At 44.8% G+C, this 25543-nt stretch carries 22 protein-coding genes, 3 tRNA genes and 1 pseudogene; 17 read left to right on the top strand and 9 right to left on the bottom strand.

Going from position 1 to position 25543, the window contains the following annotated elements; genetic code table 11:
* The 4 genes and pseudogenes from ACTF5U_RS04105 to ACTF5U_RS04090 form a co-directional block, all read left to right on the top strand.
* Positions 1-264: pseudogene (locus tag ACTF5U_RS04105) on the top strand (ABC transporter ATP-binding protein); the annotation flags it as partial.
* 159 nt (positions 265-423) lie between these two features.
* On the top strand, positions 424-1662 hold the full coding sequence (locus ACTF5U_RS04100) for an EAL domain-containing protein (protein ID WP_438970370.1): 1239 nt from the start codon (positions 424-426) through the stop codon (positions 1660-1662).
* Between the two features lie 171 nt (positions 1663-1833).
* A complete protein-coding gene (locus ACTF5U_RS04095; protein ID WP_438970369.1) occupies positions 1834-3300 on the top strand; it encodes a NarK family nitrate/nitrite MFS transporter in 1467 nt (488 codons plus the stop codon).
* Between the two features lie 209 nt (positions 3301-3509).
* Positions 3510-5234, top strand: coding sequence for a protein kinase domain-containing protein (locus ACTF5U_RS04090; protein WP_438970368.1), 1725 nt, complete (start codon positions 3510-3512; stop codon positions 5232-5234).
* A 3-nt stretch (positions 5235-5237) separates the two neighbouring features.
* On the opposite strand, the gene ACTF5U_RS04085 is transcribed toward ACTF5U_RS04090, so the two are convergent.
* Positions 5238-6458: an NnrS family protein gene (locus tag ACTF5U_RS04085; protein WP_438970367.1), complete on the bottom strand. Its 1221-nt coding sequence runs from the start codon at positions 6456-6458 to the stop codon at positions 5238-5240.
* A gap of 195 nt (positions 6459-6653) precedes the next feature.
* Between ACTF5U_RS04085 and ACTF5U_RS04080 the strand changes: the two genes are divergently transcribed.
* On the top strand, positions 6654-7085 hold the full coding sequence (locus tag ACTF5U_RS04080) for an RrF2 family transcriptional regulator (protein WP_438970366.1): 432 nt from the start codon (positions 6654-6656) through the stop codon (positions 7083-7085).
* A 126-nt stretch (positions 7086-7211) separates the two neighbouring features.
* On the opposite strand, the gene ACTF5U_RS04075 is transcribed toward ACTF5U_RS04080, so the two are convergent.
* The 4 genes from ACTF5U_RS04075 to rnr all read right to left on the bottom strand — a co-directional run bounded on the left by ACTF5U_RS04075 (position 7212) and on the right by rnr (position 11075).
* Entirely contained in the window at positions 7212-7730 is a 519-nt protein-coding gene (locus ACTF5U_RS04075; RefSeq protein ID WP_438970365.1) for a SixA phosphatase family protein, read from the bottom strand.
* A 292-nt stretch (positions 7731-8022) separates the two neighbouring features.
* A tRNA-Thr gene (locus tag ACTF5U_RS04070) sits at positions 8023-8098 on the bottom strand.
* 635 nt (positions 8099-8733) lie between these two features.
* A tRNA-His gene (locus ACTF5U_RS04065) sits at positions 8734-8809 on the bottom strand.
* 97 nt (positions 8810-8906) lie between these two features.
* Positions 8907-11075 carry a ribonuclease R gene (rnr, locus tag ACTF5U_RS04060; protein ID WP_438970364.1) on the bottom strand — a complete coding sequence of 723 codons (2169 nt, stop codon included), beginning with the start codon at positions 11073-11075 and terminating at the stop codon, positions 8907-8909.
* 39 nt (positions 11076-11114) lie between these two features.
* Between rnr and ACTF5U_RS04055 the strand changes: the two genes are divergently transcribed.
* From ACTF5U_RS04055 to coq7, 4 genes are all read left to right on the top strand, one after another.
* A tRNA-Leu gene (locus ACTF5U_RS04055) sits at positions 11115-11201 on the top strand.
* A 350-nt stretch (positions 11202-11551) separates the two neighbouring features.
* The gene (locus tag ACTF5U_RS04050; protein WP_438970363.1) at positions 11552-12499 is read left to right on the top strand and encodes a chemotaxis protein; all 948 of its coding nucleotides are present in this window, start codon (positions 11552-11554) and stop codon (positions 12497-12499) included.
* Positions 12500-12646: 147 nt separating this feature from the next.
* A complete protein-coding gene (locus tag ACTF5U_RS04045; protein WP_438970362.1) occupies positions 12647-13705 on the top strand; it encodes a GGDEF domain-containing protein in 1059 nt (352 codons plus the stop codon).
* A gap of 24 nt (positions 13706-13729) precedes the next feature.
* Positions 13730-14380 (top strand): 2-polyprenyl-3-methyl-6-methoxy-1,4-benzoquinone monooxygenase, encoded by a 651-nt coding sequence (coq7, locus tag ACTF5U_RS04040; RefSeq protein ID WP_438970361.1) that lies wholly within the window; start codon positions 13730-13732, stop codon positions 14378-14380.
* Between the two features lie 4 nt (positions 14381-14384).
* Here coq7 and ACTF5U_RS04035 read toward each other — a convergent pair whose 3' ends face one another.
* Positions 14385-14696 carry a PilZ domain-containing protein gene (locus ACTF5U_RS04035; RefSeq protein ID WP_438970360.1) on the bottom strand — a complete coding sequence of 104 codons (312 nt, stop codon included), beginning with the start codon at positions 14694-14696 and terminating at the stop codon, positions 14385-14387.
* A gap of 78 nt (positions 14697-14774) precedes the next feature.
* Here ACTF5U_RS04035 and ACTF5U_RS04030 point away from each other — a divergent pair, with 78 nt between their 5' ends.
* From ACTF5U_RS04030 to ACTF5U_RS04010, 5 genes are all read left to right on the top strand, one after another.
* Entirely contained in the window at positions 14775-17165 is a 2391-nt protein-coding gene (locus ACTF5U_RS04030; protein ID WP_438970359.1) for a Lon protease family protein, read from the top strand.
* On the top strand, positions 17162-17641 hold the full coding sequence (locus ACTF5U_RS04025) for a hypothetical protein (RefSeq protein WP_438970358.1): 480 nt from the start codon (positions 17162-17164) through the stop codon (positions 17639-17641). The genes ACTF5U_RS04030 and ACTF5U_RS04025 overlap by 4 nt, the downstream gene beginning before the upstream one ends.
* A gap of 95 nt (positions 17642-17736) precedes the next feature.
* Positions 17737-18975 (top strand): hypothetical protein, encoded by a 1239-nt coding sequence (locus ACTF5U_RS04020; protein WP_438970357.1) that lies wholly within the window; start codon positions 17737-17739, stop codon positions 18973-18975.
* Between the two features lie 58 nt (positions 18976-19033).
* Complete coding sequence (locus ACTF5U_RS04015) at positions 19034-19672, top strand: MBL fold metallo-hydrolase (protein WP_438970356.1); 639 nt, start codon at positions 19034-19036, stop codon at positions 19670-19672.
* 2 nt (positions 19673-19674) lie between these two features.
* Complete coding sequence (locus ACTF5U_RS04010) at positions 19675-20307, top strand: carbonic anhydrase (protein ID WP_438970355.1); 633 nt, start codon at positions 19675-19677, stop codon at positions 20305-20307.
* A 41-nt stretch (positions 20308-20348) separates the two neighbouring features.
* On the opposite strand, the gene ACTF5U_RS04005 is transcribed toward ACTF5U_RS04010, so the two are convergent.
* Positions 20349-20912, bottom strand: a complete 564-nt coding sequence (locus ACTF5U_RS04005) for an outer membrane protein assembly factor BamE (protein WP_438970354.1) — start codon at positions 20910-20912, stop codon at positions 20349-20351.
* A 78-nt stretch (positions 20913-20990) separates the two neighbouring features.
* Between ACTF5U_RS04005 and fur the strand changes: the two genes are divergently transcribed.
* A complete protein-coding gene (gene fur, locus ACTF5U_RS04000; protein ID WP_438970353.1) occupies positions 20991-21410 on the top strand; it encodes a ferric iron uptake transcriptional regulator in 420 nt (139 codons plus the stop codon).
* Here fur and recN read toward each other — a convergent pair whose 3' ends face one another.
* The gene (gene recN / locus ACTF5U_RS03995) at positions 21411-23084 is read right to left on the bottom strand and encodes a DNA repair protein RecN (protein WP_438970352.1); all 1674 of its coding nucleotides are present in this window, start codon (positions 23082-23084) and stop codon (positions 21411-21413) included.
* Positions 23078-23953 (bottom strand): NAD(+) kinase, encoded by an 876-nt coding sequence (locus tag ACTF5U_RS03990; protein WP_438970351.1) that lies wholly within the window; start codon positions 23951-23953, stop codon positions 23078-23080. The genes recN and ACTF5U_RS03990 overlap by 7 nt, the downstream gene beginning before the upstream one ends.
* 171 nt (positions 23954-24124) lie before the next feature.
* On the opposite strand from ACTF5U_RS03990, the gene ndk reads away from it, so the two are divergent.
* Together ndk and rlmN are read left to right on the top strand one after the other, a co-directional pair.
* On the top strand, positions 24125-24556 hold the full coding sequence (ndk, locus tag ACTF5U_RS03985) for a nucleoside-diphosphate kinase (protein ID WP_438970350.1): 432 nt from the start codon (positions 24125-24127) through the stop codon (positions 24554-24556).
* A 9-nt stretch (positions 24557-24565) separates the two neighbouring features.
* On the top strand, positions 24566-25543 hold a 978-nt coding region (gene rlmN, locus ACTF5U_RS03980), incomplete at its 3' end, for a 23S rRNA (adenine(2503)-C(2))-methyltransferase RlmN (protein WP_438970349.1).

Here is a 25543-nt window from a genome sequence, read left to right as displayed (position 1 = left end):
TTACAGGATTCGTTAATGGACATTCAAGCGGATCTGAATAATACCGTTATGATGATTACGCATGATGTTGATGAGGCCGTCTTGTTATCTGACAAGATTGTGATGATGACTAATGGGCCTGCTGCATCCATTGGCGAAGTCATGGACGTGAAATTGCCTCGTCCACGTAAGCGTTTGGATTTGGCTGATAATGTGGATTACAACCATTATCGTTCAGAGGTTATTCATTTTCTTCATGAGCGGCATGCAAGAAAAGTCGCCTAAACTTCAACCAGGCCTTACCGATACATCATCGGTAAGGCCTTTTTTATAGAGTTGGTGTGTGGTCTGCATCACAAAAAATTCACTACTTTATGTAATTATTGCGAAAAAAGGTTAATGTTAAAGGGTTGCACGCAATCAGATATGGGTACAAGCAAAAGTATGAGTGATATTTCATTTAATGAACAGTTTTTTGCTGCCCAATTTGGCGATCTCTCCCTGACGACTGTTTTCCAACCTATTTTTAGCATTCCTCACCGTAAGCCCGTTGGTTATGAAGGGTTGGTGCGTGCCCATGATGTATCTGGGCGACAGGTTTCTCCGCTTCAGGTATTTCAGAGACCGCAGTCGAGTAGAGAACACCTTGAATTGGATCGCATCTGTCGACTGTTGCACGCCCGAAATTTCGCGGATCAACAAGATTCTGATAACTGGTTATTTCTAAATCTAAACTCACAATCTCTGGTTACAGAACGACCTGATGCCGGTTTCATGAACAGCTTAATGTCTGAAACAGGCTTAACATCCAGGCGTATTGTTATTGAGATTCTCGAAAGTGCGATCGATGATCGGGTTTATCTAAAACAGCTCATAAAACATTTCCGGGACATGGGGTGTTTGATTGCGATTGATGATTTTGGTGCTGGTCATTCCAATTTTGATCGTATCTGGGAATTACAACCCGATCTGGTCAAACTCGATCGAAGCCTGGTAAAAGAAGCGGCAGAATCCTTAAAAGTCGAGCGTATTCTTACAGGTATCATATCGTTGATCCATGAAGCCGGAAGCCTGGTAATAGTCGAAGGTGTTGAAACAGAAAAAGAAGCCATGGTGGCGATATCCAGTCATGCTGATATGGTCCAGGGATTTTACTTTGCCAGACCGAATACACATATTCCGTGTGGGCAGGGCTGCGCTGAGAAAATAGACAAGCTTCTGGACCAACAGCAAAATATTCGCAGTCAGTACAATCGTAAATTACAACAGCATTTTGATGATTTCCGTCAACGTTATGATGCTGAAATCCGTTTTTTTGAAGAAAACAAAATCTTCGATCAATGTGGTGCAGAGGTCTTTGAGGATGAGCGCGTTGTGCGTTGCTATCTGCTTGATGAAAAAGGCTACCAAGTCGGTAAAAGTCTCTATTCCCCAAGATACACCGCTAAACTCGACCTCCGTTTTGCGCCGCTGTTAGCAGGTGATAGCGCGAACTGGTCACATCGGCACTATCATTACCGTGCGATCCAATCTCCAGGTACCACTCAAATTAGTCGACCCTATCTTTCTGTTGCCGGTTCGCACATGTGTATTACTGTCTCACACGCTATGAATATAGAGGGAAAAATGATGGTGTTCTGCTGTGATCTGGACTGGCCTGATGAAGATTTAACACCAGAATAAATTTGCACTTTAACAGTGCATTAAGCACCAATGTAGACTTAAATTGGCTATCAAAATACTTATTTAGTCTTGCAAAGAACGAAAAAACAATTACTTACATAATTGGCATGATTCCAGCAGCCTGAAGCCAAACCAATGTTGGTTTGGTGTTCTAAAGCGAGAACGGAATTCATGTCTAATCAAAAAATAAACCTACTGTCTTTCAGTGGCAATATTCGCACGCTCCATCTGACCTGGATGGCATTTTTCATCACCTTTGTGGTCTGGTTTAACCATGCACCTCTCATGGTTGCCATTCGCGATACTTTAGGTCTTGATGATCAACAGGTCAAAACCCTTCTCATATTGAACGTAGCGTTAACTATTCCTGCCCGAATTGTTATCGGTATGTTAGTGGATAAATATGGTCCTAAAATCATGTTCAGTATGTTGCTGGGCATTTCCAGTTTTATCTGTTTCTTTTTTGCCATTGCTGACAGCTTTGAGCAAATGGCTGTTGCCCGATTTATGCTTGGTTTTGTCGGTGCAGGTTTTGTCATCGGCATCAGAATGATTTCAGAATGGTTTCCTGCTAAACAAGTGGGCCTGGCAGAGGGGATCTACGGTGGCTGGGGCAATTTTGGTTCAGCGGCTGCGGCGATCACATTACCCACTATTGCACTTATGTATGGAGGCGAAGATGGCTGGCGTTATGCGATTGCTACTACCGGCGCGATAGCATTGGTATATGCCTTTATCTATTACAACAGTGTCTCTGATACACCGAAAGGTTCCACCTATTTCAAACCTAAAAAATCAGGTGCAATGGAAGTGACCAGCAAGGGCGATTTTTTCCTATACATCATTATGACTATTCCGCTTTATGCTGCGTTGGCATTGTTGACCTGGAAATTATCCCCCAGTGGTGTAGAGCTGCTGTCTCGAAACATTGCATATGCTGTGTTTGTCGGCTTAGGCGTGTTATTCCTGTATCAGTTGTACCATATCTATCAGGTCAATAAAGACGTGTTTATTACGGAAGTACCTGAAATTCATCGTTACAGCTTTAAACAGGTTGCCGTATTGGATCTTGCTTACCTGGCGACCTTTGGTTCTGAGTTAGCTGTCGTGTCAATGTTGCCACTGTATTTTAGTGATACCTTCGATATCAGTGCGGTTCAGGCCGGGCTTCTGGCTTCGGGTTTTGCCTTTATGAATCTGGTTTCGCGTCCAGTAGGCGGTTTGTTCAGCGATCGTCTCGGTCGTAAAAAGACATTAACCATCTGTATTTCTGGTCTGGCTGTGGGTTACATGGTATTGGGTATGATTACCCCTGAATGGTTTCTGGTCTTTGCCGTTCTTGCCACCATGGCTTGTTCATTTTTTGTGCAAGCGGGTGAAGGTGCTGTCTTTGCTGTTGTACCGCTGGTTCAACGTCGTCTGACAGGGCAGATTGCTGGTATGGCCGGTGCCTACGGTAACGTTGGTGCCGTTACCTTCCTGACAGTTTTGTCGCTGGTATCCGCCCAAACGTTTTTCTTTGTCATTGCAGCAACCGCTGTGGTGACGCTGATTGCCGTTCAGTTTATGGATGAGCCCCGTGGTCAGATGGCTGAAATCCTGCCGGATGGCACTGTACAAATGATTGATGTGCATTAATCAATAACATAAAGTCATCACGGTCAGGCATCATCGTCCGTGATGACTTTTTATCGTTGTGTTTCGACATGGCTCTTTATGTTACTGCTACGACAGCGATATCTTCCTGTATTGCGGTACAGTTATATGCAGAACACTGATAAGTTCAAAGCGAACTTCTATTTAACGGTAGCCAGATAATGCTTGATACAGAGCGATAAGGGACAATAATGGCCGCTAAATTAAAAGTAACGGTTGGACAATATTCCGACAAAGGCACTAAACCGGAGAACCAGGACTCACTGGGTTTTTCCGTGCCTGATAATCTGGCTTTGTTGGAAACGAAAGGTATCGTCTGTGCACTGGCTGATGGAATAAGCAGTAGCGCCGAAGGCAAACAGGCCAGCCAGGCGTGTATTACAGGCTTCATTTCAGATTATTTCAGTACACCCGATTCATGGTCGGTCAAACAGTCTGGTGGGAAGGTTTTAACGGCGATTAATACCTGGCTTCACGGTCAGAGTAATCAATTCAAAGACGCTTCCAGAGGACTTGCCAGCACATTCAGTGCCATTGTGATTAAATCCACCACCGGCCACTTATTTCATGTCGGCGATTCACGTATTTATTTGTTCCGCGATGGTGAGTTAGAACAACTGACAACCGATCATCGCATTCGTATTGATGCTGATAAAGAGTATTTAGGTCGGGCATTTGGTGTCGATTATTGCCTGGATATTGATTATAAATCGTTAACAGTAGAAGAGGGGGACCGCTTTCTTCTGACTACGGATGGTGTTCACGATGTGATCAATGATAAACAGCTCAAAGTCATGTTCAGGGAAACTGAACTGGATTTAGATGCCTTCGCACAAAAAATTTGTCATGAAGCTATCGTCAACGGCAGCAAAGACAACGTGAGCTGCCAGATAGTAAAGGTCGAGCAATTGCCGACTCAAGATCCGAATGAGGTTTTTGCTCAGCTGACGATACTGCCATTTCCGCCGGAATTATACGAAGGTGTCAATCTGGATGGCTATCGCGTTACTCGAGAGCTTCACGCCAGTTCAACCAGTCAGCTTTATCTTGCTGTGGATACGGATACAGACGAGAAAGTGGTGCTGAAAACGCCTTCTATAAACTTTGAAGATGATCCTGCTTATCTGGAGCGTTTCCAGCTTGAAGAATGGGTAGGGCGACGTATAGAAAACCATCATGTGATACGGACAGTTGAGCAAAAGCGTCAGCGACGTTTTCTGTATTATGTGCTTGAATATGTTGATGGTAAGACATTAGAACAATGGCTAGATGATGTCGGCACGTTGGACTTGAACACCGTCCGTGAATTGGTGCCACAGATTATTTCCGGCCTACGCGCCTTTCATCGCTTGGATATGTTGCATCAGGATCTCAAGCCGGGCAATATCATGATTACCCGTGAAGGCGTGTTAAAAGTGATTGATTTTGGTTCTACTAAAATTGCGGGTATTGCCGATATATCGACACCGGTTGAACGTCGGGAGCTACTAGGAACAAAACATTACACAGCGCCAGAGTATTTGATCGGCCGACCGGGTATGAGGCAGTCCGACCAGTTTGCATTGGGCTGTATTGTATATCAGATGTTAACCGGTAAATTACCCTATGGCGAAAAGCTCGCCAACGTTCGTAATCAAAGAGATATGAGTCGACTCAGTTATCGACCGATAAACGAATACATCAATGATATTCCGCAATGGGTTGATAAGGCCATTCGTAAAGCTGTACAACTCTCACCCGAGCTACGTTATGAACGCTTGTCAGAGTTTGAATCCGACCTGATAAAACCAAACCCGGATTTTTTGCGTGAAGAACAACTGCCTATACTGCAACGCAACCCAATCGGTTTCTGGCGATTCCTGTCGAGCCTGTTGTTTATCACCAACCTTATTCTACTTTACTTACTTTCCCGCTAGTGCTTAGCCAGGTCGTCCATCTTGCCGTGGACGCAGATAAATTGGCAGATGTTTACCCCCCCAGATGCTGAAGCATAATAGCCACAAAACAGCGGCCAGCAGATAGAGCTTGTTGCTGATAACAAAATCAATACCTGGGAAATCGGCAAGCACTCTAATGACGGCAACAAGTTGGAAGATCAGAAATACAGCCCAACTGAGTTTATCGGCAGCTAAGGCTTTTCCGGAATGGCCGAGTGTGACACGAGTGGCCATGGCTAGAAGCATGGAACTGAAATAGCCAATTACCAACGCATGCAACGGCGCTTTAAACAGAATAAAGTCACCCGTGATTGCGAGATAGGCACTTTGCACCGAATACAGCAGCATTGCGATACCAAACCAGGTGAAGCTGATATGGACCATAGCAAGTAGCGGTGTTGACAGGCTTTTTAATAGTTGCCATTTGATTGTCAGATAAAGACCCATCATGGCCATGGGCAGATCAACAAGCCAGAGCCATTCATACCATTGCATGATTTCCAGTACGGTGTGCGCCAGCGTAAGGCTTAAGAGCCAGGATAAAACCCAATAAGGTCGGATTAGTTCATAGTTCGGGATCACGTTGGCTGAAAAAAACGGAATCATCCGGTGACTGACAGCAAAGAATAATGGGAGTAGAAATAGCCAGATGCCACCTATTTTTGCGAGCTGGAGCAATTCGAATTGTCCGGTAGCGAATCCCATGATCATCAGCCAGGCCAGGATTAGCATTACTGTAGTAATGGTGGCATGGCGTTTATCCGGATGCTTGGCACGCAGGTAGACACGTAATAATGCATAAAGACCGGAACCCCAACCAATCAAAAACAACAACAGAGCGAGTTCTACTATATAAAGCTGCGTAAATAGGCCAATATAAAACAATAAAATAGCTGACGACAATAATACGAAAGCCAGGCTATATAGGCGTTTATCAACTTCTTCACCATGCATCCAACGTGGATAGGTCGTCATTAAGAAACCAAAGATGAAAAAAGAAAAAAAACCGTAGATCATCAGAAAAGCATGCGCATCAACCGGAGATACGCTCCAATTTATTGGAGAATAAAGTTGAGTGTAGCGGCCGAGCAAATCAATGAGCCACCAGGCCATGATAAGTAATGCCTGGACAGCACCAGCAAAGAAAAATAGACGGTGTGGGGCTGCCGAAAAGGTCTGCCAGCGACTAAGTAGTGATGGCATAAAGTCTCCTTGATATTTGTCTGGCACTAATCACTGTTGAGAGAGTGATAGCGAACCATCCCGAGCCAATCATATGGCGGGAATCCCCATCCATAGTGATTTTCATTTAAGCTGCATGTAAAATAAAACTTAAATTAGCATGACTTCTTTTTTAAAGCAATATTATAAATACATCTTTATGTGGGGCGATATATCATGCGGCTGACGACATTCTCTGACTATTCCCTACGTGTTTTGATGTATCTGGGTATTCAGCATCAAAAGCTGGCAACGATTGCAAGCATTGCCAAGGCCTACCAGATTTCTGAGAACCATTTGACCAAAGTCGTGCATCACCTGGCACAACACGGTTATATTGAAACGATACGAGGAAAAGGTGGCGGTATGCGTTTAGCTAAGGAGCCCAAAGACATCAACCTCGGCGAACTGATCAGAAATACAGAAGGGGATAGCGGCTTGTTGCCCTGTGTCGATGGCGAAGGCGATTGCTGTATCATCCCCGTCTGTCGCTTGACACGTATTCTGCATGATTCACTCGAAGGTATGTACCAAGTATTGGGGCAATACACCTTGGCAGACTTACTGGTGAAAGAAGCCCCGTTAACCAAAATCTTAATGCCACAGTAAAGTCAGCAATTTTCCTTTCTCAATGACCAGCTTATCTCGCCAGTCAATTCAACAACTAGATTGCTCATTTTTTTGAGACACGTGAATCTTTTCGTTATGTTTATATAACCCAACTTTGGCTCGGGACTATACGTTTTTCCGATCAATGCGTCTGATAATGTTGCAACTGTCAGAGCCCAGATTGAACCAGTCACCTTGAAATTCCAGCATAATTAATGTCGCCGGTGACATGTGATTATCGCTGGACTCATTACTGCCTGAATTAAGGTGGCTCAGCGTATCAACCAATTCTTCCAACGCTGGATTATGGCCAACCAGCATCACACGACTGAGACGGTTATCGAGTTGCTGTAATAAAGACAAAAGCGTATAGACGTTTGCCAGATAAAGTTCATCCCGAATGGTAATTTGGCTACTATCAATAAAAAGTTGTTCACAGACGAGACTGGCAGTTTCAAGGGCTCTTGTCGCACTTGAACTATAGACCGACTGCGGCAATAATTTTAAGTCATACAAGAGTTTTCCCAGATTAATACTATGTTGTTGACCGGCTTCAGTCAGTCGACGAGAGAAATCGTTACCGTGAGAACCCGGTTCTGCCTTGGCGTGACGCATGAGCATGATTTGTTTGGTAGCAATGGCCATTATGGAATTCTTGAGATATAAGGGATGTCGGGTGAAGAGAACTGCAGCTTACTTGTAAATGAGTACTATTAGCTTAATCCCGAGATGCAATGCATGCAATACGGTGTTTATGCTGATTATAAGACAAACAGAGAGAATGTCCTGTTTGAGAATAACTTAGTGATTTTTTCGAGCGTTGTCCACAGTCTTATCCACAGTCCATGTGAGTGTATTATTATTGAATAAGATTGAAGAGCGAAGTGATGAGAGAAACAAAAAAGGGTCATACAATTGTATGACCCCTTTCATGTTCTGGAGCCGGAGATAGGACTTGAACCTACGACCCACTGATTACAAATCAGTTGCTCTACCAACTGAGCTACACCGGCAATGAAGAAGCGCATTATACGTAGCTAATATGTACTGTGCAAGCCCAAGACGGGAGATTTTTTCCCCGTCTTGGTTTATTCCAGTTTCTAGTGGAAATAAAGCATGATTTGTGTGTCGTGAATCAGTTCTGCAAGGATATTTAAGTTATTGATTGCTCAGTCTTCATCGTGTCGAAACTGTGAAAAGGCTGCTGTGATAGTGCCATTTTCAGGTAGTACATTAAGCGGGTTACGAAAGTTTCACTGTTGTATTTACATACTGGTAAAGAGTAGACATGGCTACCTAACAGTGACGTTTTGGCTGGTATTTGCGATACGTATTTCCATGTTGGACGTTTTTGGACGATTTTATTTAGGAAATGCTTTTTTTAAGATTGCTGTGCCCACTTTGTAGGCCTGTCTTTATAGAACAGTTAGCAGCATGACAGGGTCAATGTTTCCGTTTTTGTATGCCGTTAAATTGAGCCAGTCATTCTGCGTCAACAATGTCTGAGCCCGCCCAGCCAACTGGCGTATTTCGGGGGAATGGTATTCACTCATTCAGTGAGTGGACGATAGCCAAGCTATGCTTTTCCATGGAAAATGAGCTTAGTTGGAATAATCAGAGGTCGAATATTAATGCAGGGGACAAAAAGTGGGGTGAGTGATGGGGCTCGAACCCACGACAACCGGAATCACAATCCGGGACTCTACCAACTGAGCTACACTCACCATTGTTTGCTGCAAGAGAACGGGGTTGATAACCCCGTACTTGAGAAAGACCGTAATTCTACTGTCTTTATTTTTCTGGTCAAGAAAAATCTCTGGTTTACGCTAGCTCCAGGTCAATTTTCTTATCATCCAGATCGACGCGAACGACTTTTACGGTCAGGCTATCACCAAGACGATAAACCGTGCGTGTTCGTTCACCAGTCAGCCTGTGACCGGTGGCATCAAACTGATAATAATCATTTTTTAGCGATGTGACGTGAACTAAACCTTCGATGTAAATATCGCTTAGTTCAACAAATAGCCCGAAACCGGTAACGCCACTGATCACCCCTTTATGAGTTTCACCAACACGGTCACGCATATACTCACATTTGAGCCAGTCACTGACATCTCGCGTTGCTTCATCGGCTCGGCGACTGGTCATCGAGCAGTGTTCGCCTAACTGCACCATCTCTTCTTCGGAATAACGCCATTTTTTAGCTGATTTGTTGCTGATGACATGACGAATAGCGCGATGTACAAGTAAGTCCGGATAACGACGAATAGGCGAAGTGAAGTGGGCGTATGCGTCTAATCCCAAACCAAAGTGTCCAACATTCTCTGGCGTGTAGACCGCTTGTTTCATACTTCTGAGCATGACAGTCTGAAGGAGATGTCCATCAGGACGTTTGCTTGCTGTTGCCAGAAGCGATGCATAATGACGGGGTTCAGGATCATCGCCACCGCCGAGAAACAGACCGAGTTCGCCTAGAAAATCACGCAGGCCACTGAGCTTTTCTGCTGACGGTGTTTCATGAACACGGTATAAAACCGGTATTTTGTGTTCAAGAAGAAACTTAGCCGCACTGACGTTGGCAGCAATCATAAATTCTTCAATCAGCCGATGTGCATCATTTCGCTCACGTGGCTCGATAGACTTGATTTTACGGTTAGCATCGAACAGAAATTGTGTTTCTGTCATCTCAAAGTCAATGGCACCACGTTCTTCTCTGGCTTTAAGCATGGTCTGAAACAAGTCATACATGGTTTCCAGTGTTGGCAAAACATGCTGGTATTCCTGTTTTAAACTTTTGTCATCATCGACCAGCATGGCAGCGACTTTGTCATAGGTTAGCCGCGCTTTTGAGTGCATCACTGCTTCATGGAAACGGTGCGACTCTGTTTTACCATCCTGATTGATTTCCATTTCGCAGACCATGCAGAGACGGTCAACGGCTGGGTTTAATGAGCACAGACCGTTAGATAAAGCTTCCGGCAGCATGGGAATAACCTGGCTGGGGAAGTAAACCGAGGTACCGCGTTCTTGTGCATCGTCATCGAGTGGACTGTTTGCATGCACATAGTGCGAGACATCAGCAATCGCGACCCACAGTTTCCAGTTACCGGATTTTAGTTTTTCAGCATAAACGGCGTCATCGAAGTCTCTGGCATCTTCACCATCAATAGTGACCAGAGGCATGTCACGAAGATCGAGCCGACCTTCAATAGCATCTGTAGGAATACTGTCGCCAAAGTTTTCGGCTTGTTGCAGAGCTTTATCCGACCACTCATGTGGCAGTTCAAAGTCACGCAAAGCGATGTCGATTTCCATTCCCGGCGCCAGATGATCACCTAAAATAGTCACTACTTGGCCTAATGGTGACCGTTTACGATTAGGTTGCTCGGTGATTTCCACTTCAACAATTTGTTCTTCTTTGGCATCAAGCGTATCTGTTGGCGGGATTAAAATATCCTGGCTGATACGTCTGTTATTCGGGATCACAAAGAAGATACCGGCATCTTTAATCAGTTTACCGACAATACGATGATGTGCACGCTGAGTCACTTCAACAATAGCACCTTCTTTTCTGCCACGGCGATCGGTGCCCGTAACACGGGCTAATGCACGATCGCCATGCAGGACGATACGCATTTCACGTTCACCCAAAAAGAGATCGTCACCGCCTTCATCGGGTATCAGAAATCCAAAGCCATCAGCATGTCCCATCACGCGGCCACTAACTAGGTTCATTTTGGATACCACGCCGTAAGCGCCTTTGCGGTTGCGTAACAGTTGGCCATCACGCTCCATGGCGCGCAGCCTTCTTCTTAAGGCTTCAGTTTGATCGTCACCCTTGATACCTATCAGCTTAGCGAGGCTCTTACGAGAAAGGGGGACATTGTTTTGCTTTAACAGCCCGAGAATGAACTCACGGCTGGGAATTGGATTATCGTATTTTTCGGCTTCTCGTTCTTGGAACGGATCATTTTTCTCGTTATTAGTCATTGACAGTTTTTCATTCACTCTGTATATTTTCGCGCTCTTGCCCAGGTGGCGGAATTGGTAGACGCGCTAGCTTCAGGTGCTAGTGTACTTATGTACGTGGGAGTTCGAGTCTCCCCCTGGGCACCATTTCCGAAAACAGCAACGCTCGTTGCCGTCTTGTCTCAAAACCAATATTGTAAGCTATTTGAGCAGTTTTTATATGACTATCTCACTTTCGATGCTTTCACCGTTATGAGTCAGTCTCTCTGATTTTCGAATGAAATCAGCTTGTCAATCCAAACCTCTTTAAAATTTCACTGTTTGAACTAACCTTAGTACTGTCCAGTTTGAATATCAGTTCATACCTCTCTAGCAGAAATCATTTTTTGCGAAAATATTGTCATCAAAAATAGCGACAAACTCAAGATTTTTCCCTTATAGCCGTTAAGTTGTTTATCATAAACGACTGACTAATGGGAACGGAACGAGACATTTATATGGCTACATTAATCGACTCCATAGACGAACGGACAAAATTAGCAGGTACCAATCATCTTGAGGTGCTGTTATTTAACCTGGGCACCAGTGATGACACCGGACGTAACGAAATTTTCGGTATCAATGTGTTCAAAGTACGCGAAGTTCTGAATGTACCTGAAATCACCACAGCTCCTGAAATGCCAGAGGGTATTGAGGGTTTTGTTAGCCTTCGAGGTGACATGGTGCCGATCATCAACTTACAAAAATTTTGTAATCTGAAGTCTAAAGATAATCCCTCAATATTAATGATCACTGAATACAATACTCACGTTCAAGGCTTTCTTGTCAGTTCAGTCGATACCATACAACGACTAAACTGGGAACAGGTTAAAGAGCCGCCACCATTGATATCTAAACGTCTGGGCGGCTTAGTGACTGCTGTTGCTGAGTTGTCAGATAAACGTCTGGTTATGATAATGGATGTTGAAAAAGTGCTGGCAGACGCAGGCGAGTTTTACGATGAAACGGTATTTGATGGTATTCCGAAAATTGGTGAGAAGAATCAGTATCGTTTATTGTTTGCCGATGATTCCAAAATTGCTCGCACACAAATTACAAAAACACTTGATGTTATGGGGATCGGTCATATTGGTGCAGTGAATGGTGGAGAAGCTTGGGCTATGTTGAAAAAAATGGCGGATCAATGTGAGGCTGAAGGGCGTGATATTACCTCTGAGATTCATGCTGTTTTAACTGATGTCGAAATGCCTGAAATGGATGGTTATGTGTTGACGCAAAAGATTAAGGCAGATAAACGTTTAGCCCATCTTCCAGTCATCATGCATTCATCTCTGACCGCACAAGCTAATCAGGCTATGGGGCGTGGGGTCGGTGCTGATGCGTATGTGCCTAAATTTCAACCTCGAGAACTTGCTGATACGCTGCAGCATTTCCTGGAAAAGTGAAAATCTATAAATATTGACTTAAATCAATAAGTAATGTTTGTGTTGTGTTGTGATTAAACACCTTTTGTGTCAAATTATGTGACGAGTTTCACATCTTTTAGTATGGGTGTGGAGCAGGGACTTAGTCGGGAACAAAAGGCATTGTAAATGATAAATAACAGTATCCGCATTGTGGATAATTTGGCTGAAATAACCAGTTATCATGATCGGAATGTTCTCGAAAAAAGCCTGCTCAAAACGCTAAATGAACTTTTCCCGGCACAGGATTTACGTCTTTTCCGTGTACAGCATCATACAGAGGCGCATCAACTCAGCTTATTGGCCTTTTGCGTTAACGGCATCATCGAATCATCCAATGAGCCGGCGAAGTTACTACCGAATGAATCAGAACTCTCCAGCGCCGTAGCCAGAGCAATAGAAAAGGGCGATGTCGAGTTGACTGCCGGTAAGAATGGAGACTGGAATATTGCCTATCCGGCCTATGATAGCCATGGCGATATCTTTTCTGTTTTGCTGATCACCTCGAATCAAGTTCCGTCTGCCACTGATCAAAGGCTGGTTTACGGAATTCTGAGAGTGTATGCCAATTATTTGTCCCTGATTGAAAAGACTCAAAAAGATAAGCTAACGGGCCTGTACAATCGAGAAACACTCGACAATGAGATCACTAAAGTGCTCGTCAGGCAAAATAATCATTTTGAAGAGGAAATGGCATCATCCAGTGAGCCCCGACGACGTCCTTTTGCAGTTAAGTATTGGTTAGGCGTGATCGATATTGATCATTTTAAAGTCATTAACGATACATACGGTCATCTGTACGGTGATGAAGTACTTATTCTAGTAGCAAGATTGATGACTTCAGGTTGCATTCGTGATGATGACTTGGTTTACCGTTATGGCGGTGAAGAGTTTGTCGTATTGTTAAAAGCGCCTACCGAGGATGATGCTCGACAGACTTTCGAACGAATCAGAGAAATTATTGCAGAGCATCAATTTCCTCAATTAAAGCAAGTAACCATCAGTGTCGGCTTTGTTGAAGTCACCAATCAGGAGTCACCAACTGATGTTATTGGCGAGGCAGACGAAGCACTCTACTATGCAAAAGATAATGGTCGCAATCAGGTGCAAAGCTACCACGAATTAATTGAGCAGGGAAAGATCAACATGGCAGTACATGTTGCTTCGGGTGAAGTAGAATTATTTTAATCATTTTTATTCAGGACAGTTGACGTGACACATCGCCATTACAGCCTTTTTGACCGATTTATTGTTGAGTTTGATAAAGCCTTGACTACGATTGCAGGCACGCCCGAAACGACAGCACGGCCGTTTCCTGATGCCTCCGTCTCAGAAGAGGCTGATTTACTGAGTCACAATGAGCGGAAGCAGTCGGCCGGATTAATGCGTGTTAATCATGCTGGTGAAGTATCGGCTCAGGCGCTGTATCAAGGGCAAGCATTGACAGCGAAACTACCCACAGTCAGAACGGCGATGGAAGCGGCGGCCAGAGAAGAAAATGATCACCTGGTCTGGTGCCAGCAAAGGCTTGAGTCACTCTCTTCTCACACGAGCGTACTGAATCCGCTTTGGTATATCGGTTCTTTTACAATTGGTGCCATAGCAGGAAAAGTAGGTGATAAATGGAGCCTGGGATTTGTAGCTGAAACGGAAAAACAAGTTGTTAAACACTTGGACAGCCACCTACTAATTATGAGTGATAAAGATAAAAGAAGCCGTGCAATCTTATCTCAGATGAAAATTGATGAACAACGGCATGGAACCGCAGCCTTGGAGGCGGGAGGCGCTGTGCTTCCGCAACCGGTTACCCGGTTAATGGGGTTTGTGTCTAAAGTGATGACTCGAAGCAGCTATTGGATCTAAACGCTTATTCAGCCACATCAAACTCGACTGAAATCATGTATCGCTGAGAAGCCAGTTCACTGGTTTCTACTCTTATTACTGAACCGTGAGCGGTGAAAGGTTCATAGCGTTCGTTTTTTGTTTCAATACTGATTTCTATTCTATCACCCTGTTGGGGCGCGAAATCGGAACTCATTAAAAGGCCTGTTGCACTGAGATCACGACTGAAACCCTGGTGTATAACAGAGGGCTTTCCTTGAACCGAAAAGCTCAGCTTGGTTTCAACCTGCATTCTCATAAATGAACGTTTTTCGTCATAATCATGCATTGCTATCATTTGCTCCGTTGCTATTTGTATTGCTGATCTGCTGTTCCTGACCTAAGCTTAAAGTAACTCATTTTGTAAGGGAAAACTATGCAACGACGCACTGAATTGCAAGCCTCTGATCTCTATCGATATTGTGAACCTGACAGCTGGACGTTTTCCTCAACCTCAGACTTGGAAACCTTACCGACTATTGTTGGCCAGGAGCGCGCCTTGAGCGCCATTGATTTCAGTGTCAACATCAACGCTGAAGGCTATAACCTGTTCGTGATGGGGCCTGCAGGCGTAGGTAAGTACACTATGATCAAACGGTTTCTCGATGAGCATGCCAGAAAGCTCCCGAAAGCCAAAGACTGGGCTTACCTGAATAATTTTGATGACGCTCAAAAGCCATGGGTGGTTTCTATGCCGGCCGGCCAGGGAGGACAGCTCCGGCAAGATATTGAAACCATCGTCGCGCATCTCGAAACAGAGTTGCCACAGGCATTCGACGATGAATACTATCGTGGAAGAATGCGAACACTGGATGAAGCCGCTCGGAAACATCGAGTCCGGCTTTTCGGAACATTACAGAGCGAAGCAGATCGAAAAGGTGTTGTCTTGCTCCGAATGCAGGATGGGAGCTACGCCTTTGCCGCGCAGCGCAATGGCGAGGCAATGAGCCCGGAAGAATTTGAAGAATTACCAGCCCACAAGCAGGAACAAACCGAAGATGCTATCGCTGACTTACATGAAGAGTTACAGCACACTCTGCTTGAGTTGCGCGAGTGGGAGCGTGACAACCTGAAAAAGGTACAAGCACTCAATGATGAGGTTGCCCTGGAGGTCATTAGCAAGCAGGTTAATAAACTTAAACATGCCTATCCCAGTTCAACAACATTACAGCTGTATTTCGATGCGATGCAAAAAGACATCCGTGAGAACGTCGATGTGTTTGTTAAACAGGAAAGTACGAGTGAAGAGGCTGGAATAGAGGATAGTCTGCTCAAGCGGTATCAAATTAATCTGGTGGTCGATAACAGCCAGTGTCTGGGAGCGCCGATTATTTATGAAAACCTGCCTAACCATCAGACTTTATTAGGCTGTGTGGAAAACATGGCCATGATGGGCGCCTTGGTTACTGACTTTTCATTGATCAAGGCCGGTGCTGTGCATCGCGCCAACGGTGGTTACCTCATCATTGATGCTGAACAATTGCTGATGCAGCCTTTTGGCTGGGAGGGGCTCAAACGAGCATTAAAATCTAAAGAGGTGCGATTCGACACCTTAGAGCGTATCTACAGTTTAGTCGCCACGGTGTCACTTGAACCAGAGCCGATTCCACTTGATCTGAAAGTGGTGCTGTTGGGTGACCGCCACCTTTATTACATGCTTTATGAGATGGATCCGGAATTTGCCGGTTTGTTCAAGATAGTAGCTGATTTTGAAGAGCATATGCCACGCACCGCTGATAATGATCTACTGTTTGCGAGAATGATGGCTAGCACCATTGAAACTGAGAAATTGCTAAAGATGAACCGCAATGCAGTTGCCAGAGTGATCGAACACAGCGCGCGCACAATTGAAGACAGCTATAAATTTTCATTGCATCTAGGGGATATGACTGATTTGCTCAGAGAATCTACGTTCCTAGCTCGTCAGGCAGAAGCTAAAGAAGTCTCGCGTGATCATGTGCAACAGGCGATTAATCTGCGTGAACAGCGGCTTGATAGACTGCGTGCTCAGCTTCACGACCAAATTGATCGTCAAATCATTGATATCGAAGTCACAGGCAATCAGGTTGCTCAGGTCAATGCGTTATCAGTGATGAGTCTGGCAGACTTTAGCTTTGGTCAGCCATCACGTGTCACAGCGAGTGCCCGTTTTGGTGATGATAATATTGTTGATATTGAACGAGAGGTGGATTTAGGCGGCGATATTCACGCCAAAGGTGTGCTGATTTTAAGCGGCTACTTGGGAACAACCTATGCGGCTGATAGCCCGCTTTCAATGTCGGCAAGCATTGTGTTTGAACAGAATTACGGTGAAGTCGATGGTGATAGTGCCACCGTTGCCGAACTGTGTGCATTGTTGTCAGCAATTTCTAGGTTCTCCATGAGGCAGTCCATTGCGATTACCGGGTCCATGAATCAGCATGGTGATGTTCAGGCGATTGGCGGGGTGAATGAAAAAATCGAAGGTTTCTTTGATATCTGCTCGCGCAAAGGACTGACAGGAAAACAAGGTGTCATCATTCCCGCAAGTAATGTGCAGCATTTAATGTTGCGTGAGGATGTTATTGCCGCTGTGGAGCAGGACAGTTTTCATATTCATGCAATTAATCACGTTAATGAGGCGTTGACACTATTATCTGGTATTGATGCCGGAGAAATAAATAAATCAGGCGAATTTCCGGCACATAGTTTTAATGCCGCAGTCAGCGCAAGATTACAGAAATGGGCCGATGTGCATCGACATGAAAAAGAGGCACCGACTGATTGAGCAAAATTCAGACTGAAGTCATTAGGCAACTGACCGATAGCCTTAGTATTAAATATTTGGAAATGATGATGAAAAAAACGTTTTTTTTACTCTTTGTGTCTGGTTGTTATTCCTACTCGGTATCTGCACTGACGTTACCTCCTGTGCCCACTGAACCGATTTATTTTGAACCACCTATCGTCGAAGTCGAACCACAGACACGTTCGCTTAGCTGTTATGACATTGACAATAGAATCAATCAGTTACACCCATACCGATATAGCTACAAGCCGGATTATTATAACGATGGTACCAACAAGCTAGCGACGGCAATGGTTGTATTTGATTCTATTCCGATAGTTGAAGGTTGGCTTGGTCTCGGTTATCTGGGCTATTCAGCTCTGGTTAGTGAAAAAGAAGACCGGAGACAACTCTATATTGAACAGCAAATAGCCGCCTTGCAAAGGGTAAAAGCCCAAAAGCATTGTTACGAATAGCCTGTGATCTGGATCAAATAAGAGACTATTTTTATTGTCCCTGCCGCGTGAACTCATGTAATATCGTTATACCAAATGCCCAGAGAGGTAAGAAAATGAGTAGCACGTTAGACATTAAAACAAAGTGGTACGAAGCAAATCTCAAAATTGCGCGAGAGAGTCGTTCTAAGTGGTATGAAGCTAACCTGAAACCAGCAGCTGATATTACTAAGCCTTGGTATAAAGCCAATAAACGACCTGCCAAGAATGTAGATATTCCTTGGTATAAAGCGAACATTGGCAAACACCTTGAAACCAAGAAAAAATGGTATGAGGCTAATCTGAATCAAGCTGTGCAATCTGTTCGCGCCACGCGTAAGTGGTACGAAGCGAACAAAAAACCCTCTGAGGTTGAAATGCGTTGGCAACATTACAGTGAAGAGTTGTACAGCGATGTAAAAAAAGCTTGGATGCGTGTCAATCTTGATCAGGCTCGTGAAAGACGTACTAAGTGGTATGAATCGAATCTGGATAATACGCCGACGGAAAAACACTGGTATGAGTTCAGTGATGAAAAATATTCCGATACCAAAAAACATTGGTACGAAGCGAATCTGGAAACGGCGCGTTTCAACCGTAAGAAATGGTATGAAGCTAATATGCATCCGGATCCACATGCTGAGCTTAAGAAACGGTGGTATGAGTCAAATCTAAGTTTGGTTCGTGCTCAGAAAGCCAAGCAGCGTTATTTTGCTGAAAGTGCGCATCGTGCCCGTGAAAATCAGAAGTGGTACGAGGCTAATCAGCGTCCGGCTAAAGTAGTTGAAACCCGCTGGTATGAATCCAATATCGTCCATCATTACGAGACCAAGAAGAAATGGTATGAAGCCAATCTTCAGTCTGCTCTGGAGTCGGTCCGCGCCACGCGTAAATGGTACGAAGCCAATTTGGATAACACACCGACGCAAACGCATTGGTATGACTTCAATGAAGCGGGAGATACCGAGTGGAAACTGGCTTTCCGTGAGCAAAATCTGGCGCAAGCACGTGAAAAACGTCAGAAATGGTATGAAGCTAACCTTGATAACACGCCTACGGATAAACATTGGTACGAAATCAATGATGAGTTGACGTCTGATACTAAGAAAAAATGGTATGAAGCGAATCTTATCAAAGCCCGGGAAAGCCATGCTAAATGGTATGAAGCAAATATGCACCCGGATCCTCACGCGGATGTTAAGCAGAAGTGGTGGCGAGCCAATCTTGACTTAGCGCGGACTAAGAAAATCAAAGAGGATTGGTTTAAGCAAAACACCATTAAAGCGCGTGAGTCACGTAAAAAATGGAATCAGTAATACAACTGATTTTAAAATGACATGAGCGCGTCACGGGAGTGCACTGAGGTAGTCAAATATGGAAATTCAGTGCATGACCGTCGGCGCTTTTAGCGTCAACACTTACCTTATTACGGACCAAGCGACCGGACAATCCGCTATCATTGATACAGGGGAAACGACTGAACAAGTCGAATACCTTCTTTCCCTCCAGCCACAACCTGATATACGTATGATTTTGCTGACACATGGTCATTTAGACCATGCCGGTGCTTTGATGCATTTGCAGCAGTCTTTTGATGTCGACACCTATCTACCAAGACTTGAGAAGCCTCTCTTTGATACCTTGCCGCAACAGGGGGATTGGTTCGGTGCCCCTGAGATGAACCGACCCTGTGGCCGGATTGATTGTTGGTTGGATGACGGGGATACCATCCCGCTAGGTGAGACAATCCTGCACTTTATTTCTACGCCAGGTCACACCCCCGGCCAGGGGTGTTATTACGATGACAGCGATATCTTTGTGGGAGACACGTTGTTTGCCGGTGGTGTTGGCCGGACTGATTTACCGATGGGTAATGCCGCGTTGATGCAACAGAGTCTGTCGAAACTAATGCAGTTGCCCGGACATTTACAGGTGCACAGTGGGCATGGCCCTGTTACCAATCTTGCTTATGAGCGAGACTTTAACCCTTTCTTAACTTTTCTCAGACAATAAATATGCCTAATACAAATAAATTTATAGAAGGCTTTAAGCGTTTTAAAACAACTTATTTCGGTGATGACAAAAAGCTATACGCAAGTATGAAAGAAGGGCAACCCGCCAAAATCCTGATGATCGCTTGTTGTGATTCTCGCGTGGATCCGGCCATTCTGACAGACTGTGATCCGGGGGATCTTTTTACGATAAGAAATGTTGCTAACTTGGTACCGCCCTGCGAAGAAGATCAGCATCATCACGGTACCAGTTCAGCGATTGAGTTTGCGGTGAAAGGGCTGGGTGTAGAGAGTATCATCGTCATGGGCCATGCAAATTGCGGTGGTATAAAGGCCTTGTGGGAAAGTGAAGATCTCAATGATTCACAATTTATTCACCGTTGGGTTTCTATTGCACAGGAAGCTAAAGAATGGGTCAAAGTTAAACATGCTAGTGAGAGTAATGCACTAAAGTTAAAGGCCTGTGAGCAACGCTCGGTGCTGGTTTCTTTACAAAACCTGATGGGATTTGATTTTGTTCGTGAGCGGGTAGAAGTGGGCTCGTTGAAAATACATGGTTGGTATTTTGATCTAGCTGCCGGTGAACTACTTTGCTACAACCCGGATACGGATCAATTTCAGGTACCACAATTGTAACTAATTAGATGAGGCGCCCTCATAACAAGGGCGCCTTTAATTTATTCTGTCGGTCCAGAATCGTCTTCAGCTTCAGTTTCTTCAACCGCCGCAGTTTCTTCCGTTTCGTTATCTTCTGCTCCCTCATCTTCGATGATTTCCACCTCATCATCACCGCCGAGACCGATAAAGTTCATGAAACCATTAAAGAAGCCTGTTTTCTTCTCTGTAAGTGGAACCACCACGTTTTTGTCCTGACGTTCCTGTTCAGGAAGGTCAGCGCGGCTGGCAACAGTGTTGGTGTTACCCTCAAGATGCGTTAGTTTCTCTTCTTCATCAAATAAGAGAGTGATTCTGCGTTGCTCACGATCTTCACCGCCCGGCTGGTAGCTGTATAAGTAATCCCAGCGGTTGGGATGGAATGTATCGATGAGTAATGGCGTACCCATGACATAAGCTACCTGATTTTTGGTCATGCCAGGTTCAAGCTGATTAATCATTTCTTGAGTAACATCATTGCCTTGCTGAATATCTATTCGATAGACACCAGGAATTTTGTCGGTGCTGCAAGCGGACAGAGATAATAGGAAAGCCAAGGAAAGGCTGTAAACGACGAAGCTTTTCATTTAGTATTAATTTCTGTAGTTGATTACCAGTCTGCGATGATACTCTATTCGCAGCATTTCTACGAGGCAACAATAATAATGGAAAGACAAGATCTAAGAAAAGCCGGACTCAAAGTGACGTTACCCAGATTAAAAGTTCTGGAAATTCTTGAAACAGCTGAATTACGTCATATGAGTGCTGAAGATGTTTATAAGGCTTTACTCGAGATGGGTGAAGAAATCGGCCTTGCAACGGTGTATCGTGTCCTGACTCAGTTTGAGGGCGCAGGCCTGGTTTCGCGGCTCAGTATCGAAGGGGGCCATGCTGTTTTTGAGTTGGAAGATGGCACGCATCATGATCATTTATTTTGCGTTCGCTGCAACCGCATAGAAGAATTTATGGATGATGTGATCGAGCAGCGCCAAAAAGCCATTGCCAAAGAAAAAGGGTTTGAGATGACGGATCATAGTCTGTACATCTATGGCGTATGTAAAGACTGTCAGAAAGAAAAAATGTAGTTACTGCTGTGCCTGATCCAGCATTTCCTCGGCATGTGAGCGGGTTTTCTGGGTCAGGTTTACGCCGCCCAACATTCGCGCGATTTCTTCGACCCGTTGTGCCTTATTCAGCTTATCAACTTCGATATGAGTGCTGTCTTTCAGGTGTTTCTTGTTTACCTGAAGTTGATGATGTGCCTGTGCGGCGACCTGAGGTAGATGGGTAATGCAGATAACCTGCTGACTGTTTGCTAGCTCACGAAGATGTTGACCGACAACTTCGGCTACGCTGCCTCCAATACCGACATCAACCTCGTCAAAAATGAGTGTCGGCACGCTACGTTTACCGGCGGTGACTACCTGTATTGCTAGACTGATGCGGGCCAGTTCACCCCCGGAGGCTACTTTAACTAAATCACCTGCAGGCTGCCCGGGGTTAGTCGCGACTAATAATCGAATTTGATCGGCACCGGTTTCGGTCATGCGATCATCGGTATAGTGTTGAACGTCTATTTCGATTCTGCCGGCGGGTATAGCGAGTTGTTGGATTGATTCTGATATTTGTTTTGCCAGTGGCCTGGCAGCCTTCTCCCGCCGTTGATGTAATTTTTCACACAAGTCACGACATAAGGTTTCTTTTGCAGCGACGCTGTGCTGAAGTTGGGCTTGTTGAACGTCACTATTAGATAGTGCTGCAAGTTCATCACTTAAATGCAGATAATGAGCCGGTAATTGTTCAATCTCGACATGATGCTTTCGGGCTAACTCATGTAACAGAGAGAGCCTCTCTTCAATCTCGTTGAGACGAGCTGGGTCTGATTCAATATGATCCAGATAATGCCGAAGTTCAGTAGCTGTCTCATCCAGGTTAATGATCGCTGCATTTAAGGTCTCTACCGCAGCAGCAAAGCGTGGTTCAAAGTCCTGTAATTTTTCCAGTTCAGATAGCGTACTGCTGATTTGATCATAAGCTGCCGCTTGTTCATCATCAAAAACACGTTGTAAACCGCTTTCAGCTGCAGTGATAAGCTGCGATGCATTGGCTAATTGTGTTTGCTCCTGAATAAGCGTGTTCACACTGTCTTCGCTTAAGTCCAGGGCATCAAGTTCATTGACTTGGTATTGCAATAATTCTTGCCGGGCTGATTGCTCTTCAGAATGCTGTTGTATGGTTTCCAGTTGATCTTTTAATGACTGCCATTCGCGATGTGCTGTTTTCAATTGATCAAGCAACGGTTTGTTCTGGGCGACAATATCAACTAATTCGCGTTGCGTTTGCGGTCTTACTAGGGACTGGTGGGCATGCTGACCATGAATATCAATACTGCGTTCACTGACTTCTCTTAATAGGCCAAGTGGGACGGTACGACCGTTGATGTAGCCTTTGGAACGACCATCACGGCTGATTGTGCGACGCAGGTGGCATTGATCATCATCATCAAGTTCTTGCTCCTCCAGCCATTTATAGAGGACTGGATTGTGCTTGAGGCTAAAATCCGCTTCAATTTCAGCGCGCTCGGCTCCATGACGAATCATATTGGAGTCAGCGCGGTCACCCAGTACCAGACTAAGCGCATCTACCAACATAGATTTACCGGCACCGGTTTCACCCGTTAACGATGTCATGCCTTGATCGAAGTTCAATGACAGGTCTTCGACGACCGCAAGATTGCGAACACTCAGACTTGTTAGCATGTCAGTTTTCTACCCCATTCCAGTTTGGCCCGGAGGATAGAATAATGATCATGATCTTCAAGATGCAATAGTCGGATCTGACTTGGATGACGCTCAATGACCACGGTATCACCGGGTTGTAATAAATGGCCGGGTCGCCCATCACAGGTCACCATCCCGGTTGAACTATTATTTTCACTTAATGTAATTTCAATTTTATTGCTGGCAGCTACCACTAGAGGACGATTACTCAGCGTATGAGGACAAACTGAGGCCAGCACAACAGCATCTAAATCAACATCCAGGATCGGTCCGCCGGCTGACATGGAGTAGGCCGTGGAACCGGTTGGTGTCGCTACAACCAAACCATCTGCTCGCTGGCTGTTGAGGAACTTGCCATTGATATGGGTTTCAAATTCAATCATGTGCAAATTCTGATGGGCATGAATCACCACATCATTCATGGCAATACTGGCAGGTTTATTAGCGCCGTTGATACTCGCTTGTAATAAGAAACGGTTATCATCACGGTAATGACCGCATAAGATATCACTGAGTTGTTGTGTTAAATTGTTGAGAGTGACGTCGGCTAGAAAACCCAATCGACCGACATTTATACCAACGATTGGCATGTTGGTACCGGCTAAAGCACGTGAAGCTGAGAGTAGAGTGCCATCACCACCAATAGCGATGGTCAGTTCGCAGTGTTCCGGAAAATCATTAATCGGCACGACGTTAAGCGACGGCAAAAAACTTAATGATTCATTACAGACCACGCTTAGCTTTCTTGCAGACAAAAATTGACTTACCTGCTCAACCGCATTTTCCATCACCGGATCATCCTTGCGGATAAATAAGCCGATACGTGTAAAGGTTGAGTTTGTATTCAAAATGGGCTTCCGACGTGAGAAATGGTCACTTGATAGTAATGCTTTTGGCATAAAATCCAAAGCAAAACCGTTTTTATACTGATTAATCTGACAACATTGATATTAGCAGGTCTAGAAATGGTAGAATAACCGGATTTTACTGTACTTAAACTTAACTAACAGAGGAACGAAATGGCGATCGAACGTACACTTTCTATCATCAAACCAGATGCCGTTGCAAAAAATGTCATTGGTGAAATCTACACACGCTTTGAAAAAGCGGGTCTAAAGATTGTTGCTGCCAAAATGATGCACCTGACTCAGGAACAAGCAGAAGGCTTTTATGCCGAACATAAAGAGCGTCCTTTCTTTAACGACTTGGTCAGCTTCATGACATCAGGCCCAGTGACTGTTTCAGTCTTGGAAGGTGAAAATGCTGTTTTGACACACCGTGACTTGATGGGCGCAACAAACCCGGCTGAAGCTGAAGCAGGTACTATCCGTGCTGATTTTGCGCAAAGCATCGACGAAAATGCGGTACACGGGTCTGACTCTGTTGAGAGTGCAGCACGTGAAGTGGCTTATTTCTTCGCTGATGGCGAAGTGTGTGCCCGTACTCGCTAAGAGACTGTCATGACTGAACGTACGAATCTATTAGGGTTAGATCTTAACGGTCTGGAAGCGTTTTTCGTCGAGCTTGGCGAAAAACCTTTCCGTGCGCGTCAGTTATTACAATGGATCCACAAATACCGGGTGATTGATTTTGCGGAGATGACCAATCTCAGTAAAGCTTTGCGTGAAAAACTGCAAACGTTATCTGACATTCGTTTGCCGGAAGTCCTACATGAGCACATCTCCACTGATGGTACCCGTAAATGGATTATCAAACTGTCCTGTGGCAATGCGATAGAGACGGTTTTTATACCCGAAGGCGGCCGAGGAACTCTGTGTGTATCTTCTCAGGTGGGCTGTGCGTTGACGTGCACATTCTGCTCGACCGCTCAACAAGGTTTTAACCGCAATCTGGATGCTGCTGAAATTATTGCACAACTGTGGATTGCGAATGAGGCTTTGGGTAAAGATCCCAAAGGCAATCGCGTAGTAACTAATGTGGTCATGATGGGCATGGGGGAACCGCTTGCCAACTATCATAACGTCGTCACTGCGATGAACCTGATGCGGGATGACTATGGCTATGGAATTTCATGGCGTCGTTTAACGCTGAGTACATCGGGCATCGTACCGATGATTGATAAATTGCGCGAAGATTGTCATGTCAGTCTGGCTATATCGCTGCATGCTGCAAACGATGAACTCCGAAATCAAATAGTGCCCATCAACCAGAAGTACCCGATTAGAGAGCTGCTTGCCGCTTGTAAACGGTACGTAGTCGGTCAGCAGCGCCGACATATTACGGTCGAGTACGTCATGCTTGATGGTGTTAATGACTCTATGCAAGACGCCAAGGATTTGGTTCGCATACTTAGAGAGTTGCCAACTAAAATAAACTTGATTCCGTTCAACCCATTTCCGGGTACGGATTACACCTGTTCATCTGGGAATCAGATAAAACGGTTCCAGAATTATCTGATAGAACAAGGTCTGGTCGCT

The sequence above is a fragment of the Methylophaga sp. genome (genome assembly GCF_965655755.1).
Classification (GTDB): Bacteria; Pseudomonadota; Gammaproteobacteria; order Nitrosococcales; family Methylophagaceae; genus Methylophaga.
This window is presented reverse-complemented; position numbering and strand designations above follow the sequence as displayed.

Excerpts from the sequence above, each read along its gene's own strand:
- ACTF5U_RS04100 (WP_438970370.1), top strand. The coding sequence starts at position 424 with ATGAGTGATATTTCATTTAATGAACAGTTTTTTGCTGCCCAATTTGGC.
- ACTF5U_RS04095 (WP_438970369.1), top strand. The coding sequence starts at position 1,834 with ATGTCTAATCAAAAAATAAACCTACTGTCTTTCAGTGGCAATATTCGC.
- ACTF5U_RS04090 (WP_438970368.1), top strand. The coding sequence starts at position 3,510 with ATGGCCGCTAAATTAAAAGTAACGGTTGGACAATATTCCGACAAAGGC.
- ACTF5U_RS04085 (WP_438970367.1), bottom strand. The coding sequence starts at position 6,458 with ATGCCATCACTACTTAGTCGCTGGCAGACCTTTTCGGCAGCCCCACAC.
- ACTF5U_RS04080 (WP_438970366.1), top strand. The coding sequence starts at position 6,654 with ATGCGGCTGACGACATTCTCTGACTATTCCCTACGTGTTTTGATGTAT.
- ACTF5U_RS04075 (WP_438970365.1), bottom strand. The coding sequence starts at position 7,730 with ATGGCCATTGCTACCAAACAAATCATGCTCATGCGTCACGCCAAGGCA.
- rnr (WP_438970364.1), bottom strand. The coding sequence starts at position 11,075 with ATGACTAATAACGAGAAAAATGATCCGTTCCAAGAACGAGAAGCCGAA.
- ACTF5U_RS04050 (WP_438970363.1), top strand. The coding sequence starts at position 11,552 with ATGGCTACATTAATCGACTCCATAGACGAACGGACAAAATTAGCAGGT.
- ACTF5U_RS04045 (WP_438970362.1), top strand. The coding sequence starts at position 12,647 with ATGATAAATAACAGTATCCGCATTGTGGATAATTTGGCTGAAATAACC.
- ACTF5U_RS04035 (WP_438970360.1), bottom strand. The coding sequence starts at position 14,696 with ATGATAGCAATGCATGATTATGACGAAAAACGTTCATTTATGAGAATG.
- ACTF5U_RS04030 (WP_438970359.1), top strand. The coding sequence starts at position 14,775 with ATGCAACGACGCACTGAATTGCAAGCCTCTGATCTCTATCGATATTGT.
- ACTF5U_RS04020 (WP_438970357.1), top strand. The coding sequence starts at position 17,737 with ATGAGTAGCACGTTAGACATTAAAACAAAGTGGTACGAAGCAAATCTC.
- ACTF5U_RS04015 (WP_438970356.1), top strand. The coding sequence starts at position 19,034 with ATGGAAATTCAGTGCATGACCGTCGGCGCTTTTAGCGTCAACACTTAC.
- ACTF5U_RS04010 (WP_438970355.1), top strand. The coding sequence starts at position 19,675 with ATGCCTAATACAAATAAATTTATAGAAGGCTTTAAGCGTTTTAAAACA.
- ACTF5U_RS04005 (WP_438970354.1), bottom strand. The coding sequence starts at position 20,912 with ATGAAAAGCTTCGTCGTTTACAGCCTTTCCTTGGCTTTCCTATTATCT.
- fur (WP_438970353.1), top strand. The coding sequence starts at position 20,991 with ATGGAAAGACAAGATCTAAGAAAAGCCGGACTCAAAGTGACGTTACCC.
- recN (WP_438970352.1), bottom strand. The coding sequence starts at position 23,084 with ATGCTAACAAGTCTGAGTGTTCGCAATCTTGCGGTCGTCGAAGACCTG.
- ndk (WP_438970350.1), top strand. The coding sequence starts at position 24,125 with ATGGCGATCGAACGTACACTTTCTATCATCAAACCAGATGCCGTTGCA.